Origin of the sequence: Arthrobacter sp. Leaf69, assembly GCF_001422645.1 — a bacterium.
In the GTDB taxonomy this organism is placed as follows: domain Bacteria; phylum Actinomycetota; class Actinomycetes; order Actinomycetales; family Micrococcaceae; genus Arthrobacter.
In genome coordinates, this window is record NZ_LMLR01000012.1 from 390 (window position 1) to 15797 (window position 15408).

Genomic DNA, 15408 nt, shown 5'->3' on the forward strand with positions numbered 1-15408 from the left:
CGTCGCCGATCCCCGTCACACCATCCTCCGTGGTGATCCGCAGCGTCACGAAGTTCCGCGAAGGGCTGGTCACAAAGACTTCAGCAGCAATGATTTTCACAGTTGGTCCAGGCTTTCGGTGTCGGTTGAAGTTCGGTGGAGGGCGGGTGGATGTTTGCGGGCATTCCCTAGCGCTGGGTGGTTCCGCTGGGCGTGGCCCCGAGCAGCGCGAGCTCGTCCCGGCGGGGCAGGCCCTCCCAGTCACCTGCAGTGCTGACGGCGAAAGCCCCCGCGAGGGCGCCGCGCTGCAGGCGGCCGGCCACGTCCTCGCCGTCGAGCAGGGCCGAGAGGTAGCCGGCGGTGAAGGCGTCCCCGGCGCCCACGGTGTCGATGCTGGTGACGGGTACGGCAGGTGTTTCCCACCTGCCGGCCGCGGTGTGGACCCCGGCGCCGGCCGCGCCGCGCTTGACCACCACCTCCCGCACGCCGCCCTCGAGGAGTTCGGCGGCCATGGCCGTTTCGGCGTCGTCTGCCGCACGGGGTTCGGCCGTTCCGTTGACGCCGTCTGCAGCGCAGACCAAGCCAAGTTCGTCATCGGAGGCGATCAGGATGCTGGCATGCCGGGCCAGCGGGGTGAGGACGGCGCGCGCCTCGTTCCGGGACCAGAGCTTGCTGCGGTAGTTGACGTCGAGGGAAACGTCCAGCCCTTCGCCGGCAGCCCGCGCGGCCGCGTATTCCACAGCCCGCCGCGCCTCCTGGCTGAGGGCGGCCGTGATTCCCGTGAGGTGCAGGACGCGGGCGCCGTTGCGGAAGGCGGCGTCGACGTCGTCTCGGCTGAGTGTGGATCCGGCGGACCCCGCGCGGTAGTAGAAGGCACGGGTGACGTCCGCGGTGCGCTGCTCCAGGAACATCACCCCGGTGCCGCGGGAGGCGTCCGCCCTGTGGTGCACCCCGATGCCCTCGCTCCGCAACTGCCGCAGGATGAACTCTCCGTGCGGGTCGGCGCCCACCACTCCGGCCCAGCCCACCCTGTGGCCGAGCCGTGCGACTCCGACGGCCACGTTCGATTCCGCCCCGGCCACATGCATCGCCAGGGAGCCGCCGGCGGACAGCGGTCCGGCCGAGCGCAGCGAGACCATCGACTCTCCGAAGGTCAGGAGCTCAGGAATCCCCGGGACGGGAAGCACAGGTCCGGAAGTCACGGCAGCCGCTCCGCGGCGAGCCGGCGATCGAAGTCGGATGCGAGTGCCACGAAGGCGCGGGCCCGCTCGCGCATCGGCGCCAGATCCCCGCCAGAGCCCGCGTCCCCGAAGAGCGGTCCGCCGAGGCCGACGGCGACGGCACCCGCGTTCCAGTAGCCCGCCGCCTCGTCGAGCCCCACGCCGCCGACGGCAATGAAGGGGATCCCGGGGAACGGGTCACGCAGCGCCTTGAGGTAGCCCGGCCCGCCGATGGAGGCAGGAAAGAGCTTGACCGCGGCGGCGCCGCGGCTCATCGCATCGTAGGCCTCTGTGGGTGTCAGGGCGCCGGCCAGCACGGGGATCCCCAGGGCAGCAGAGGCTTCGATCGACCCGGCCAGCGACGGTGTCACTATGAACTGGCCGCCGGCCTCGGCCACGTGGTCCACGTCCTGTGCCGTCAGCACCGTGCCGGCGCCGACGAAACAGCCTGCCGGGGCGGCGGCACGGACTGCTCGGATCGCCGCGAGGGCGTCCGGCGTGGTCAGGGCGATTTCGACGAAGCGGAAGCCCTCCTCCATCGCGGCGAGGGCCGCCTTCGCGGCCGCGCCGCCGTCGGTGCCGCGGACTATCGCCACCAGGCGGGTCTCCCGGATTCCCGCGAGGAGCATTTCAGGGGTCAGCACTGTTGTCATGTCGTTCACCATTCTGCGAAGGCTCCGTCGGGATGCCGCCAGACGGGCCCGCGCCAGGCGTGTCCGCGTTTATCCGCGGCGCGGACCACGGCCTCGTCGATTTCGATGCCGAGACCCGGGCCGGTCAGGCGTTCGATGTGGCCGTCCACGAACTTCAGCGGGGACTTGTCCACCACGTAGTCCAGGACTTCGGCGCCCTGGTTGTAATGAATGCCGATGCTTTGCTCCTGGATCAGGAAGTTGGGCGTGGCGAAGCCCACCTGGAGGCAGGCGGCCAGGGCCAGCGGACCCAGCGGGCAGTGCGGGGCGAGCTGGACCTCGTAGATTTCGGCGAGCGAGGCGATCTTGCGGACCTCGGTGATGCCGCCGGCGTGCGAAAGGTCCGGCTGGGCCACCGCGATGCCGGCCTGCAGCGCGGGCAGGAACTCCTGCCGGCTGTAGAGCCGCTCGCCGGTGGAGACCGGCGTCGTGGTTGACGAGGTGAATTCGCGCAGCAAGTGGGTGTTTTCCGGGACCACGGGCTCTTCGAGGAAGAAGGGCCGGTACGGCTCCAGCAGCGGCGCCACCCGCCGGGCGTTGGCCAGGCTGAAGCGGCCGTGGAAGTCGACCGCGACGTCGCGGTGGTCGCCCAGGACCTCGCGGGCGGCCGCGACGCGGCGGACGACGCCGTCGAGCTCGGCGACGGAAGCGATGGGGCTCATCCGGCCGCTGGCGTTCATTTTGACGGCCGTGAGCCCGACCTCCAGCTGGGCGCTGATCTGGTCGGCCACCTCGTTGGGCTCGTCCCCTCCCACCCAGCCGTACATCCGGATCCGGTCACGAACGTGGCCGCCCAAAAGCTGGTGCACGGGGGTGTTGAAGTGCTTGCCGGCGATGTCCCACAGGGCCTGGTCCAGCCCGGAGACCGCGCTGGCCAGGATCGGGCCGCCTCGGTAGAAGGACCCCTTGGTCATCACCTGCCAGTGGTCCTCGATCCGCAGGGCATCGTTGCCGATGAGGAGTTCGGAGAGCTGGTCGACGGCGGTGCGGACGGTTTCGCTGCGGCCTTCGCAGCTGGCCTCGCCCCAGCCGACGATCCCGCTGTCGGTTTCGATCCGGACGAACAGCCAGCGCGGCGCGACGAGGAACGTTTCAATCCTGCTGATGAGTGTCATCGGTGGCCTAGCCCTTGGTCGCGCCGGCGGTCATGCCGGAGACGATGTACTTCTGCGTGAAGAGCGCAATGATCATGATCGGAACGGTGACCACCGTGGCGGCCGCCATGAGCCCGCCCCAGTCGATGCTGGCGTAAGAGACGAAGTCGAAGATCGCGACCGGGAGGGTCTTGGTCTTGGAACCGGAAAGCACCAGGGCGAACATAAAGTTGTTCCACGAGAAGATGAAGGACAGGATGCCCGCGGTGGCCATGCCGGCCACCGAGAGCGGCAGGGTGATGCGCCGGAATGCACCTATCGGGGTGAGCCCGTCCACCTGCGCGGATTCCTCCAGCTCCAGCGGCAGCGAGTCGAAGTAGCTCATCATGATGTAGACGATCAGCGGCAGCGAGACGAACATGTGGCTGAGGATCAGGACCTCGAAGCCGCCCACCATCTTCAGGTTGGAGAAGACGTAGTACCAGGGCACCAGCAGGGAGACGCCCGGAATGACACGGGCCATCAGGACCACCAGGGCCGAGCGGTGCATCGTGAAGCGGCTCATCGCATAGGCCGCCGGAACACCGAGGACCAGGGACAGGACCGTGGAGACGAAGGCCACCCAGAAGCTGTTGAAGATAAAGACGAAGTAGTTGTTGCGCTGCAGCACGTTCGCGTAGTTCTCGCCCGTGGGGGTGAAGAAGAACGACTTGCCGGTGTCGTAGATGTCCACGTTGGTCTTGAAGGATGCCAGCAGCATCCAGAACAGCGGGGCCACCAGGAACAGCACGACGGCGATCAGGGCGGCGACGCGGAAGGCCTTGTAGGCGCGCGTGCCGAGGGGTTTGCGGCGGCGGGGGGCCGGTGCGGGCCGGGCGGGGGTTGCGGACCGGGGTTCGGTCTTTTCGGTGTGTTCTGTGTTTTCAGACAGTACGGTCATTTGCTTACCGCTTTCTTGCGCATGGTCAGCAGCCACATGGAGCCGATGATGATCATGAAGAACAGGATCAGCACCGCGGAGGAGAGCCCGTACTGGTTGTAGTCGAAGCTCAGGCCGTAGGCGTAGACGTTGAGGGTCTCCACCTCGTGGAAGGAACCGCCGCCCTTGCCCTTGGTGGCGTACAGGATGTCGAAGGTCTTCAGGGCGTCGATGCCCCGGAGCAGGATGGCCACAATCACGGTCGGCATCATGAGGGGCAACGTGATGAAGAAGAAGCGCTGGAAGGCGTTGGCGCCGTCCATCCGGGCTGCCTCGTCGGGCTCCTCGGACAGGGAGGTCAGGCCGGCGAGCAGGATCAGCACCACCATGGGCGTCCACTGCCACACGTCCATGAAGATTGTGGTGCCCAGCGCGGTGTCCTGTCCGGACAGCCACGGCTGGGGCGGGATGCCGACCATGCCCAGCAGTTGGTTGACGAAGCCGATGTTGGGATCGAAGATCAGCCGCCACATCATGCCGACAGCTACCGGGGTGGCGACGAGCGGCAGGAGAATGGCCACGCGGACCCACTTCTCACCGCGGAAGGGGCGCCATAGCAGCAGCGCGATACACATGCCCAGGACCACCTCGCAAACCAGAGCGACTCCGGTGAACGTCAGCGTGCGTCCGACGGCGGGCCAGAAGCGTTCGACGTCGGACAGGACCGTGACGTAGTTTTCCAGGCCGATGAACTCGGAGGCAGCCCGGACCGAGCCCTGCGAATCGGTGAGGCTCAGGTAAAGGGTCCAGGCCAGCGGAAAGATGATCAGGACGCCCACGAAGATCATGGCGGGGGCCGCGAAAAGCCACTTGCGGTGCTGGTTCGCCCAGGCGGAGAAATTCTCACGGGCACCGGCCGCGCGGTCGGCGTTGCGGCTGGACGGCGGCTGGGACTGCGCGCTGCGGGGAGGGGTCAATACAGACATGGTTCACCTAAGGAGTCGGGGGTGAAGTGAAGAGCTGGCCCGGCGGGGCGGCGGTTCGGGCTGCCGCCCCGCCGGGCTGGTGATGCATCGGGCGCGAAGTGCGCCGGGCGCGTTACTTCTTTTCGCTGTCCAGGAACTTCTGGAAGGCGTCGTGGGCCGTGTCGGCTGCTGCGGAAGCGTCTTCACCGGTGATGGTGGCTACGATCGGTCCGCCCACGATTTCGCGGGCCTTGCCTACCGTGACCACCTCGGGGCGGTCGTGGCCGACGCCGTTATTGGCGCTGGCGGCGATGGCCTCGGCCAGGTCCGCCGGGTAGGTGGAGGTGCCGGCGGGGTCGGCCCAGACGGAGGCGCGGGGTCCGGGGACACCGGCCTTCTGTGCTTCCAGGGTGCGTTCCTTGCTGGTGGCCCACTGGATGAACTTCCAGGCGTTGTCCTGGTTGCCCGAGGCTTCGTTGACGGCGAGGCCCCACGACGGGATGTTGTACGGCTTGGAACCGGCCGGGCCGGCGGGGAGCGCGGCGAAGCCGACCGTGTCCGCGACCTTGGACTTGGCCGGGTCGGTGGCGTTCTTGTAGAGCGAGTCGGCTTCGGTGTAGAAGGCGGCTTTGCCCTGGGTGAAGATGGCCATCGCCTCGGGCCAGCTCATGTCGGTGCTGACGTTGGCCGGGCCGTAGTTCTTGATCAGGCCGCCGTAGTACGCGTAGGCCTTCTTGGCGGCGTCGGTGTTGACGGCGGACTTGCCGCTGGCATCCGTGAAGTCGCCGCCGAAGCTGTACAGGAAGCTGGAGAACTGGGTGACGGCGGCGGATTTGCCGGTGCGGGCCACAAAGCCTGCGGTGCCCGGCGAGGAAGCTTTGATGGCCTTGGCCGCTGCTTCGAGCTCTTCCATGGTCTTGGGCACTTCAAGGCCGGCCGCCTTCAGCAGGTCCTTGCGGTAGTAGAGCACTTCGCGTTCGGTGATGATCGGGACGCCCACCACCTTGCCGTCAGCCGTGGTGGCCTTGACCGGGCCCTCCTGGTAGTCCTTCCAGTCCCAGCCGGTGTCCGAGGAAACCTTGGACGTCAGGTCGGCGAGGTAGCCGTTCTTGGCGAACGCCTTGCCCTCCTGCAGCGGGCGGTACATCATGACGTCGATCTCGTCGCTGCCGGCATTGAGCTTGACGTTGTACTGGTCAGAAAGCTGGTCCTCGCCGAGCTGCGTCAGCTCGACCTTGAGGCCGCTGGACTTCTCGAATTCCGGAATCGCGGCCTTGATGCCCTCGGTCCAGACGTGGTTTGCGAGGGTGACCCGGACGGTGCCGGCGGCTTTGGCATCGCTGCTGCCGCTGGCTCCGCCGCAGGCGGTGAGGCCCAGAGACAGGGCCGCGGCGACAGCCGCGTACTGCACGATCGAACGTCGCTTCATTACGACTCCCTTGGTTCTTCAGGGCTGGGCGTCACAGTCCAGCCGGCTGCAAATGCATCTTTACATCTGCTCTGGAAGCGATCTTAGAGAAATAAAGCAGACTTAAACAACCCCTTGCGCCTCACCCGTATGATTTATTTATGAAAACCCCAAAGGCGGAGTCCTCAGCTGACCTGCATTCCGTGCTGGTCCAAAACCTGGGACTCGCTATAGCCGAGGGGACCCTGGCGCCGCACTCGATCCTGCGCCTGGACGAGCTTGAGGCGCAGCACAGCGTGTCCCGTTCGGTGGTCCGGGAAGCCACCCGGGTGCTCTCCTCCAAGGGCATGCTGGAATCACGACGCCGTCTGGGCACCGTAGTCCAGCCGGAAGATTCCTGGAACGCCTACGATCCGCAGGTAATCCGCTGGCGGCTCGCCTCATCCAAACGGCTGGAGCAGCTGCAGGCCTTGAACGAACTCCGCGGAGCCATCGAACCCCACGCCGCGCGTCTGGCCGCCGGGCGTGCCTCCTTGGACGCCGGCAGCGACCTCGTCTCCCAAGCGGCCAGGCTCTGGGCAGCGGGGCAGCGCGGAGACCACGACGAATTCCTCCGGCTCGACATCGAATTCCACGCCGCCGTGCTCAAGGCTTCCGGAAACGCCATGTTTTCCCAGTTGCACAACCTCGTGACCGAGGTCCTGACGGGGCGCACCGAGCACGGCCTGATGCCGCACCTGCCGCACCATGAAGCGCTTCAGCTGCATGTGGATGTGGCCAGCGCCATCCAGCGCGGCGAGGCGGCGGCGGCCCAGGCCGCGATGAGCCGGATCGTGGAGCAGTCCACCGAGGAGATGGGCGACATCTGGTCCAGGCACCAGCAGCCCGCCGCGCCCGCCCCTTAGCGGCCGCCGTTGAGCTTCCGGCTGCGCTGCTCCTGGGCCAGCGGTCCGTACGGGTAGACCCCGACGCGCGGCCGGCTCACCTCGCTCAGCCGCATCAGTTCCCCCTCGGTCAGCAGGAGATCCGCGGCCGCGAGATTGTCGGCGAGCTGTTCCGTGCTCCGCGCACCCAGGATCACGGAGGTTACGGCCGGCTGTTCGGCCAGCCAGGCCAAAGACACCTGGGCGGCACTTGCCTCGTGGCGGCCGGCGATGTCGTGCACTGCCTCCACGATTTCCCAGGTGCGCGGGTCGGCATTCCGGGCCTTCCAGGCTTCCATGCCGCGTTCCGGGTTTTCACCCAGCCGGGTGGCGCCGGCGGGCGGCTGGTCCCGCCGGTACTTTCCGGACAGCCAGCCCCCGCCCAGCGGCGACCACGGCAGCAGGCCGATCCCGGCGTCGAGCGAGGCCGGAACAATCTCGGACTCGATTTCGCGGACCAGCAGGCTGTATTGCGGCTGCAGCGTCACCGGCCCGCTCCAGCCGTGGGCGCGCGCCACGTGGACGGCCTTCGTCAGCTGCCAGCCCAGGAAATTCGAGAACCCGTAATAGGCGATCTTCCCGCTCCCGACGGCATCGTCCAGGAACCGCAGGGATTCCTCCAGCGGTGTGATCGGATCCCAGGCATGCAACTGGTACAGGTCGATCTGTTCCACGCCCAGACGGCGCAGCGAGTCATCCAGCGCGCGGTTAAGGTGCCGCCGGGAGGTGCCGACGTCGTTCGGGTCCGCGCCCATCGGGAAGCGGCCCTTGGTGGCGAGCACGACGCGGTCCCGGGCGTCCGGGCGCGCGGCGAGCCAGTGGCCGATGATCTCCTCCGAGACCCCTGCGGCGTAGACATCGGCGGTGTCGATAAAATTGCCGCCCGCCGCGACGTAGTGGTCAAGGATCGCGTGGGACTGTTCCTCGGTGGACTCGGCGCCGAAGGTCATGGTGCCCAGCGCGTAGCTGGAGACAACGGCGCCGCTGGTGCCCAGGGTGCGGTAGTGCATGGGGCTCCTCAGTCTTCGGTGGGAGTGGTGCGGAGCGGGTGGTAGTTCCGCCAGCTGTGCTCCGGCGCGTAGCCCAGCAGGCGTTTGGCCTTGTCGATGGAGAGCAGGGTTTCGTGCTCTCCGAGTTCCTTCACCACGGGCGCGTCCGGGAACACCTCCGCGGCCAGACTGGCGCTGGAACGGCTCATCACCGTGTCCGCGCTGGCAATGATGAACGCCTCAAACCCCGGGGTGCCGTGCTCAAGGGCCCGGGATACCGCCTGTGCCCCGTCCCGCCCGTCGATGTAGCCCCAGAGGTTCCACTTGCGCTGCCTGGCGTCGGCGTCGAAGCCCGGGAATTCCTCGTAGTCCTCCGGGTCCATCACGTTCGAAAAGCGCAGGCCGGTGATGCTTAGCTCCGGATCCCAGCGGGTGAGCTGGATGGCCATCTGCTCCTCGAGGTGCTTCACCAGGGAGTAGGTGCTTTCCGGCCGGGCCGGGTACTCCTCGTCCACCGGTATATAGGGAGGATCGACGTCGAAGGGCAGTCCCAGCACCGTCTCGCTGGATGCGTAGACAATCTTTTTGATCCCGGCCCGACGCGCCGCCTGGAACACGTTGTACGTGGCCTGCATGTTGTTCTCGAAAGTGGCGGCGTCCGGCGCGAGGCCGGGGGCAGGTATCGCGGCGAGGTGCACCACCGCATCAAACCCCGAGTGCCGGTCCTCCAGGCCCAGGAACACGTCCACCACCTGGCCGTAGTTGCGCAGGTCCACCTTGGTAAACCTGTGTCCGCGCTCGCCGTCGCGGTCCAGGTTGGTGACGTCGTGGCCCTCCTCGCTCAGCCGCCGGACAACGCTCCGGCCCAGCTTTCCGCTTCCTCCGGTAACAGCAACTTTCATCAGCACTCCTTGGGGTGGGGTTGTGTGACGGGTTTGTTCCACCCTAGAGGGGCAGGCGGACGGTGCACAGCCCCGGGTCCCCGCGCCGTCGCCGCGGGTCGACTTCCCGGGTGACTTTTGGCCCTAGGCGGTGCCGGGCGGACCGGGCAGGCTGGTGCCATGAACGCTGATCAGCGGATAGTCGTGGGTGTGGACGGTTCGGATTTCTCGACGACGGCGCTCCGGCTCGCCGGGCGCCTGGCCAGGAGCCTCGATGCGCCGCTGGCGGTGGTCACCTGCCTCGGCACCTCGGATCTCTTCCTGGCGTCCCATCTGCCCGAAGAGAGTTCCCCCACCACCACCGAGCTTGAAGAGACAGCGAAGCGCCTCGTCGACGAGTCCCTGGACCGGGCCTTCGGCGGCGCCGTCCCGGAGGGCCTGACCCGGACCGTGAAGTTCGGCCCGCCGGCGAAGGTCCTGGTGGAGGAAAGCCGGGACGCCCAGCTCCTGGTGGTCGGCCGGCGGGGCCGCGGCGGCTTCCTCGCGCAGATCATGGGGTCGGTCAGCGGCGCCTGCGCGGCCCATGCCCACTGCCCGGTCCTGGTCGTCGGTGAGGACACGGGCAAAACCCGGCCGGGCGGATGAACCGGGCCCCTGCATCCCTCCGGCTCCGCGGCCCCCTGGCGGGCCTTGCCGCGGCGGCGGCGGCCGCCTGCTACGTCCTGGCAGTCCGGCCCCGGCTGTTGCAGTGGGGTGCAAGCACCCAGGAGTCCGCCGGCCCGCTTCCCGGCGATGACCTCGTACCGACACCGCGGATGCAGAGCACCCGTGCCGTCACCATCAATGCACCGGCCGCGAGCGTCTGGCCCTGGCTCGTCCAGCTGGGCGCCGGACGCGGCGGAATGTACAGCTACGACCTGCTGGAGAACGCCGCCGGCCTCGGCATCCACAGCGCCGACCGAATCCTTCCCGAACACCAGATGCTCGACGTCGGCGATGCCATTCCGCTGGGCCCCGACGTCGGGATTCCGGTGCGGCAAATCGTGGCCGAATCCGTGCTGGCTCTCGGCGGCACCATGGATCCGCGCACCGGAAAGAACATCCCAGCCGGTACTCCGGCCGCGGGCCCGCGTTTGGAGATCAGCTGGACATTTGTGCTGGAACCCGTCGATGAGCGCACCACGCGGCTGCTGTCCCGGACGCGGTATGACTATTCGCCCCTGCCCGTGGGACTCATCCTCCGGCCTTTGCTGGAACCGCTGCAGTTCGTCATGGAACGGCGCATGCTCCTGGGTATCAAGTCCCGGGCGGAGGGAGCCACACTGTGAATTCAGCGAAGACCAGCATCATCGCCGGTCTCGCACTGATGGCGGCGGGCGTCCTGCTGCTGCTGGATCTGCTTGGGATCCTCGACAGCGCGGCCCTCGTGTGGCCGCTCATTTTCGCGGCAGCCGGAACGGCTTTCCTGACCCTGTTCTTCCGCAGCCGCGATGACTGGTGGGCCGCCATTCCCGGCTCCGTTTTCCTGGGGCTGGCGGCGGTCATCCTGGTCACCCAGCTCTGGCCGGGACCGGCGGCGTACTGGGCGGGCGCCTCCCTGTTCCTGTTCATGGGCGCAGGTTTCGCCGCGGTGTACGTGCGCGAACCGGCCAACTGGTGGGCGCTGATCCCCTGCGGCGTGATGCTGACACTCTCACTCGTGGTGGCCCTCCCGCCGGCCTGGGGCGGCATGCCCGTTGCCGCGGGCCTGTTCCTGGGCCTGGCTGCCACGTTCGCGGCGCTCGCCCTGGTTCCCGTCCGCCCCGAGCACAGACCGGGCCCGGCTGAGGCTTTCCCCGGTCCGCACGGTCAGCCAGGCCAGCAAGCGCCGGCGGAACCAGCAAGGATGAAGTGGCCGTTGATTCCGGCCGCGGTACTCGCCGTGCTGGGGCTGATCTTCGCCTTGCAGGCCACGGTTCTGCTCACCGCCAGCGAATTTTTCGTCCCCGTGCTGCTGGTGCTCGCCGGGGTGGCTTTGCTGATCTACGCCTTCCGCCACCGCGCAGGCGGCCACCACAAGGCCCACGGGGTCTGACGCGCCTACTTCCGGAGTTCGGTTTCGGCCTGCAGCAGGTAGTCGACGAACCAGTCCCTGGCTAGGATGGCTGCCGCCGCCAATGTGCCGGGTTCTTCAAAGAGATGCGTGGCGCCCTGGACCACGGCCAGCTGGTTGGGACAGCGCATCATGGACTTCGCCTTGCGGTTGAGCTCCAGCACTTCGTAGTCATAGCTGCCCACGATAAGGAGCGTGGGCGCCCGGACGGCGGACAACCTGGGCCCCGCCAGATCAGGGCGGCCGCCGCGGGAAACGACGGCATCGATCCTGGCGGTTGGTTCGGATGCTGCCCAGAGCGCGGCCCCGGCACCGGTGCTGGCACCGAAATAGCCGATAGTGCAGGAGGCCGTGTCCTGCCGCGTAGCGAGCCAGTCCGTGGCTGAGGACAGCCTGCGGGCCAGCAGTTCGATATCGAAAACATTGGCCCGGTGCCGTTCCTCCGTCGGGGTCAGCAGATCCAGCAGCAGTGTGCCGAGTCCGGCCTGCTGCAGCACCCCGGCAACATACCTGTTCCGCGGGCTGTGGCGGCTGCTGCCGCTGCCGTGCGCGAACAGCACCACCCCCCGGGCCGGGACCGGCAGGTGCAGCTGGCCTTGGAGCCGCACCCCGCGCGACGGGATCTCGACTTCCTCGTCGATCTCCGCCGGGTCCTCCGCGCCGGCCGCGGAGGGATTCCATGGCGCCGGCTGGGAATTCCGCAGGCGCTTGGCCGCCGCGTCGAGCAGCTGCACCACTTCGTCGTCCTCGGTGGGCGAGAAATCGCGGTAGTGGTAACCCACCGCCGAGAAGTGGTGCGGGGTGGCGAGGCAGACTATTTCGTCCGGCTCGGTCAGGCTCCCGAGGGTGTCGGCGGGGGCCACCGGAACAGCGAGGATTACCCTCGCGGCACCAAGCTGCCGGGCTATCCGGCAGGCGACCCTGGCAGTGGACCCCGTGGCGATCCCGTCGTCGACTATCACCGCGATGCGTCCGGTGAGGTCCTGCCGGGTTCGGCCCTTCCGGAACCGGGCCACACGGTTCTCCAAGACAGCACGTTCATGGTCCTCGACGGCCTGCAGCTCCGTGTCACTGACCCGGGCATGCGCCAGCACGCGCTCCTCCAGCACGCGGGCGCCACCCTCCCCGATCGCTCCCATGGCAAGCTCGGGCTGGTAGGGAAGCCCCAGCTTCCGCACTACGATCACGTCCAGCGGTGCGTCGAGGGCGGCGGCGACCTCGAAGGCCACCGGGACCCCGCCACGCGGCAGGCCCAGGACCACGATGTCCTGGCCCCGCAGGTCCGCGAGCCGTCGGCCCAGTTGCCGGCCGGCGTCGACCCTGTCTTCGAAAATGCTCATCGGTTAGGCTTTCCAGTCGAGGTGCCGGCCGTGGCCTTCATCCAGGCGTGCGCTCCGCAGGCTGGGAAATCGACCGATTGGCCTCTCCCTCCCACTATCTGACAGGAACCCTCGGTACGTGAGGGCCTTTATGCCCGGTTTGGCGACGCCGCCACCCCGGTCCCCGGTAGTGGAGCAAGGGGCCGGCTTTCGCAGTGCTGAACCGCGCTGCCCGGCGCGCAATGTGGTGGGTCCGGCCGCGGCGCCGCACCGCTGCCGTCCGGGGCGGGACAGGCTGCTGCGCCGCGCGGGCATAGAACCAGAGTTTCGCCATTTCCACCATCACCAGGTACACCACTGCCATCCCCAACAGGGCGAGGAAGAAGGGAACGGGCAACGGATCGAATCCAAGCACACCGGCCAGGGGCGAGAGCGGAAGGTAAACGCCGAGAGCCATGACGCCAAGGGACGCGCCGACGAGGCCCACCGACGGGCGGCTGCGGAAGAAGGGCACTCGCCGGGTCCGGATGACGAAGATGATCAGCGTCTGCGTGACGATCGACTCTATGAACCAGCCGGCGCGAAATTCGCCCGGAACGGCATCGAAGACGAACAGCATCAGGGCGAACGTGGCGAAATCGAACAGTGAGCTGATGGGACCGAAAAGGAACATAAACCGCCGGATGAACCCGATGTCCCAGTGCGACGGCGCCAGGAGCTGTTCAGGGTCCACCCGGTCCCCCGGGATAGCGAGCTGGCCGGCGTCGTACAGCAGGTTGTTCAGCAGGATCTGCCCCGGCAGCATCGGCAGGAAGCTCAAGACCACGGAGGCGATCGCGGCGCTGAACATGTTTCCAAAGTTGCTGGATGTGCCCATAAGCACGTATTTAATGGTGTTGGCAAAGATCCGCCGGCCTTCCATCACGCCTTCGGCCAGGACTCCCAGGTCCTTGTCCAGCAGCACCACGTCGGCGGCATCCTTTGCGACGTCGGTGGCGCTGTCGACGGAGATGCCGACATCCGCCGCGTGCAGCGCCAGCGCGTCGTTGACGCCGTCGCCCATAAATCCGACGGACCCACCGCTTCGCCGCAGCAGCCGGATGATCCGGGCCTTCTGTTCGGGCGAGACGCGGGCGAAGATGCTGGCCTCGCGCGCAGCAGCAGCAAGTTCCGGATCCGACAGGGCCTCGACGTCGCCGCCGGTCAGGGTACCGCCGGAGAGTACCCCGAGTTCGTCGCAGACCTTTTCGGCCACCTTGGGATTGTCCCCGGTAGCGATCTTGACCGTGATGCCGAGCTCCTCGAGCCTGTCCAGGGAGGCGCGGACGTTGGCTTTGGGCCTGTCCAGGAAGATGAGGAACCCGGCGAGGACCAGGTCCTTTTCGTCGGCGGGCCCGATCGCGGACAGGCCATCGGCGGCCCTGGTGGCGACGGCCAACACCCGGGATCCGGCATTGAACTGTTCATCCAGCATCGCCTGCACACTGGCCGGCGTGTCCCCGCAGAGCGCCAGGACATCTTCCGGTGAGCCCTTCGTGACGATGCGGGCGGCGGCGCCGGCTTCGCTGACCAGCACGCTGGTCCGCCGCCGCAGATGGTCGAAATCGATGACGTCGAGGCGCACATACCGGGCAGGCGCGAAAGTTGCGGCGTCGGTGGAAGTCCACAGCGCGGCGTCAAGCGGATTCAGGCCCACAGGGGACGCCTGGGATTCCGCATAGTCGGCTTCGGTGGCGAGCAGCCCCAGGGTCAGCAAGTCGCTGGCGGAGATCCCTGGGCCGGTGGGCAGGGCCGCGGTGAAGCTGATCCGGCCATCCGTCAGCGTCCCGGTCTTGTCTGTCACCAGGACATCCATGTCGCCGAGGTCCTCAATGCAGACCAGGCGTTTGACCAGGACCTTGCGCTTGGCCAGCTGCCGGGTTCCGGTGGCCAGGCTGGTGCTGACGATGGCGGGCAACAGCTGCGGTGTGATCCCGACGGCGATCGCGAGCGAGAAGAGCAGCGACTCGATGACGGGCCGTTGCAGTAACAGGTTTGCGAGGAAGATCAGGGACGTGAGGCCGATCGCCACCTGGAGCAGCAGGTAGGAGAAGCCCTGGAGGCCCCGCTGGAATTCGGTCTGGGGCTGACGCTCGCCGAGGGCCAGGGCGATCCGGCCAAATTCGGCCCGCCCGCCGGTGGAGACCACCACACCGGCGCAGTTCCCGGCTTGGATCACTGTTCCCATGAACAGGCACGATGTCAGGTCGCCCAGCGCTGCGGCGGCGGGGACCGGGGCGGGGTCCTTACCGGCTGGCATTGATTCCCCGGTGAGGATGCTTTCATCGCACAGCAGGTCTTCGGCGCTCAGCAGCCTCATGTCGGCGGGGATAATCGCGCCAATGGCCAGATGCACGACGTCGCCAGGCACCAGGGCGGTGACGTCCACTTCCTGGGGGGTCCCGTCGCGGACCACGACTGCGCGGTGGGTGACCCGGGAGTGCAGCGCCTCCGCGGCCCGTTCGGCGCGGAATTCGTTGCTGAAGCCGAGGCCGACGCTAACCAGCAGGATGACGCCGATCACGATTGAGTTCGTGGCGTCGCCGAGGAAGAGCGAGAGTCCGGCCGTGACGAGCAGCAGGATCAGGATAGGGCTGCGCAGCTGCCGGCCCAGCACAGACCATCCGCTGGCCTGGTGGGTACGTAACGCGTTCGGTCCCAGCTCCGCGAGGCGCCGGGCGGCCTCGCCGCCACTGACTCCCTCCACGCCGGATCCCAGCCCCTCCAGAACCTCGTCCGCGGGCCGGTGGGCGGCTTCTGAGATGGCGAGGGGCTGGGAGCGCGGTTCCCGTATATCGAGCTCTGGCATGGAGTTTCCGTTCGAGAGTCGAGTTATGTCCTAGGGTACGTCCGCTGCCCGGCATTGCCTGGCGGTTTGCGGGCTGCGC

The 15408-nt window shown here is 67.7% G+C and carries 14 protein-coding genes; 4 read left to right on the forward strand and 10 right to left on the reverse strand.

All coding sequences use genetic code 11. From position 1 onward, the window contains the following. Positions 1 to 167 precede the first annotated feature (167 nt). From ASE96_RS11315 to ASE96_RS11340, 6 genes are all read right to left on the reverse strand, one after another. Complete coding sequence (locus ASE96_RS11315) at positions 168 to 1181, reverse strand: sugar kinase (protein ID WP_235500222.1); 1014 nt, start codon at positions 1179 to 1181, stop codon at positions 168 to 170. Beyond that, a complete protein-coding gene (locus tag ASE96_RS11320) occupies positions 1178 to 1852 on the reverse strand; it encodes a bifunctional 4-hydroxy-2-oxoglutarate aldolase/2-dehydro-3-deoxy-phosphogluconate aldolase (RefSeq protein WP_056430981.1) in 675 nt (224 codons plus the stop codon). The genes ASE96_RS11315 and ASE96_RS11320 overlap by 4 nt, the downstream gene beginning before the upstream one ends. A gap of 5 nt (positions 1853 to 1857) precedes the next feature. After that, the gene (gene dgoD, locus ASE96_RS11325; protein WP_056430100.1) at positions 1858 to 3006 is read right to left on the reverse strand and encodes a galactonate dehydratase; all 1149 of its coding nucleotides are present in this window, start codon (positions 3004 to 3006) and stop codon (positions 1858 to 1860) included. Positions 3007 to 3013: 7 nt separating this feature from the next. Then, positions 3014 to 3925 (reverse strand): carbohydrate ABC transporter permease, encoded by a 912-nt coding sequence (locus ASE96_RS11330; RefSeq protein ID WP_056430103.1) that lies wholly within the window; start codon positions 3923 to 3925, stop codon positions 3014 to 3016. Further along, entirely contained in the window at positions 3922 to 4890 is a 969-nt protein-coding gene (locus tag ASE96_RS11335; protein ID WP_056430105.1) for a carbohydrate ABC transporter permease, read from the reverse strand. The genes ASE96_RS11330 and ASE96_RS11335 overlap by 4 nt, the downstream gene beginning before the upstream one ends. A gap of 112 nt (positions 4891 to 5002) precedes the next feature. Further along, a complete protein-coding gene (locus ASE96_RS11340; protein WP_056430107.1) occupies positions 5003 to 6298 on the reverse strand; it encodes an ABC transporter substrate-binding protein in 1296 nt (431 codons plus the stop codon). Between the two features lie 140 nt (positions 6299 to 6438). On the opposite strand from ASE96_RS11340, the gene ASE96_RS11345 reads away from it, so the two are divergent. Beyond that, the gene (locus ASE96_RS11345; RefSeq protein WP_056430110.1) at positions 6439 to 7182 is read left to right on the forward strand and encodes a FadR/GntR family transcriptional regulator; all 744 of its coding nucleotides are present in this window, start codon (positions 6439 to 6441) and stop codon (positions 7180 to 7182) included. On the opposite strand, the gene ASE96_RS11350 is transcribed toward ASE96_RS11345, so the two are convergent. After that, positions 7179 to 8210 (reverse strand): aldo/keto reductase, encoded by a 1032-nt coding sequence (locus tag ASE96_RS11350; protein ID WP_056430114.1) that lies wholly within the window; start codon positions 8208 to 8210, stop codon positions 7179 to 7181. The genes ASE96_RS11345 and ASE96_RS11350 overlap by 4 nt on opposite strands. An 8-nt stretch (positions 8211 to 8218) precedes the next feature. Beyond that, positions 8219 to 9091, reverse strand: coding sequence for an NAD-dependent epimerase/dehydratase family protein (locus tag ASE96_RS11355; RefSeq protein ID WP_056430116.1), 873 nt, complete (start codon positions 9089 to 9091; stop codon positions 8219 to 8221). Positions 9092 to 9250: 159 nt separating this feature from the next. Between ASE96_RS11355 and ASE96_RS11360 the strand changes: the two genes are divergently transcribed. From ASE96_RS11360 to ASE96_RS11370, 3 genes are read left to right on the forward strand one after another with little or no spacing between them, the layout of a single operon-like run. Next, positions 9251 to 9715, forward strand: a complete 465-nt coding sequence (locus ASE96_RS11360) for a universal stress protein (protein ID WP_056430119.1) — start codon at positions 9251 to 9253, stop codon at positions 9713 to 9715. After that, positions 9712 to 10398 carry a hypothetical protein gene (locus ASE96_RS11365; RefSeq protein WP_056430122.1) on the forward strand — a complete coding sequence of 229 codons (687 nt, stop codon included), beginning with the start codon at positions 9712 to 9714 and terminating at the stop codon, positions 10396 to 10398. The genes ASE96_RS11360 and ASE96_RS11365 overlap by 4 nt, the downstream gene beginning before the upstream one ends. Further along, positions 10395 to 11144 (forward strand): hypothetical protein, encoded by a 750-nt coding sequence (locus ASE96_RS11370; RefSeq protein ID WP_056430125.1) that lies wholly within the window; start codon positions 10395 to 10397, stop codon positions 11142 to 11144. The genes ASE96_RS11365 and ASE96_RS11370 overlap by 4 nt, the downstream gene beginning before the upstream one ends. Positions 11145 to 11149: 5 nt before the next feature. Here ASE96_RS11370 and ASE96_RS11375 read toward each other — a convergent pair whose 3' ends face one another. Both ASE96_RS11375 and mgtA read right to left on the reverse strand, forming a co-directional pair. Then, positions 11150 to 12502: a phosphoribosyltransferase gene (locus ASE96_RS11375; RefSeq protein WP_056430129.1), complete on the reverse strand. Its 1353-nt coding sequence runs from the start codon at positions 12500 to 12502 to the stop codon at positions 11150 to 11152. Positions 12503 to 12596: 94 nt separating this feature from the next. Continuing rightward, entirely contained in the window at positions 12597 to 15329 is a 2733-nt protein-coding gene (mgtA, locus tag ASE96_RS11380) for a magnesium-translocating P-type ATPase (protein ID WP_056430132.1), read from the reverse strand. Positions 15330 to 15408 lie beyond the last annotated feature (79 nt).

What these genes read in the sequence shown, in the direction of transcription:
- ASE96_RS11320 (WP_056430981.1), bottom strand. Translation starts at nt 1,852, where the DNA reads ATGACAACAGTGCTGACCCCTGAAATGCTCCTCGCGGGAATCCGGGAG.
- dgoD (WP_056430100.1), bottom strand. Translation starts at nt 3,006, where the DNA reads ATGACACTCATCAGCAGGATTGAAACGTTCCTCGTCGCGCCGCGCTGG.
- ASE96_RS11330 (WP_056430103.1), bottom strand. Translation starts at nt 3,925, where the DNA reads ATGACCGTACTGTCTGAAAACACAGAACACACCGAAAAGACCGAACCC.
- ASE96_RS11335 (WP_056430105.1), bottom strand. Translation starts at nt 4,890, where the DNA reads ATGTCTGTATTGACCCCTCCCCGCAGCGCGCAGTCCCAGCCGCCGTCC.
- ASE96_RS11340 (WP_056430107.1), bottom strand. Translation starts at nt 6,298, where the DNA reads ATGAAGCGACGTTCGATCGTGCAGTACGCGGCTGTCGCCGCGGCCCTG.
- ASE96_RS11345 (WP_056430110.1), top strand. Translation starts at nt 6,439, where the DNA reads ATGAAAACCCCAAAGGCGGAGTCCTCAGCTGACCTGCATTCCGTGCTG.
- ASE96_RS11350 (WP_056430114.1), bottom strand. Translation starts at nt 8,210, where the DNA reads ATGCACTACCGCACCCTGGGCACCAGCGGCGCCGTTGTCTCCAGCTAC.
- ASE96_RS11355 (WP_056430116.1), bottom strand. Translation starts at nt 9,091, where the DNA reads ATGAAAGTTGCTGTTACCGGAGGAAGCGGAAAGCTGGGCCGGAGCGTT.
- ASE96_RS11360 (WP_056430119.1), top strand. Translation starts at nt 9,251, where the DNA reads ATGAACGCTGATCAGCGGATAGTCGTGGGTGTGGACGGTTCGGATTTC.
- ASE96_RS11365 (WP_056430122.1), top strand. Translation starts at nt 9,712, where the DNA reads ATGAACCGGGCCCCTGCATCCCTCCGGCTCCGCGGCCCCCTGGCGGGC.
- ASE96_RS11375 (WP_056430129.1), bottom strand. Translation starts at nt 12,502, where the DNA reads ATGAGCATTTTCGAAGACAGGGTCGACGCCGGCCGGCAACTGGGCCGA.
- mgtA (WP_056430132.1), bottom strand. Translation starts at nt 15,329, where the DNA reads ATGCCAGAGCTCGATATACGGGAACCGCGCTCCCAGCCCCTCGCCATC.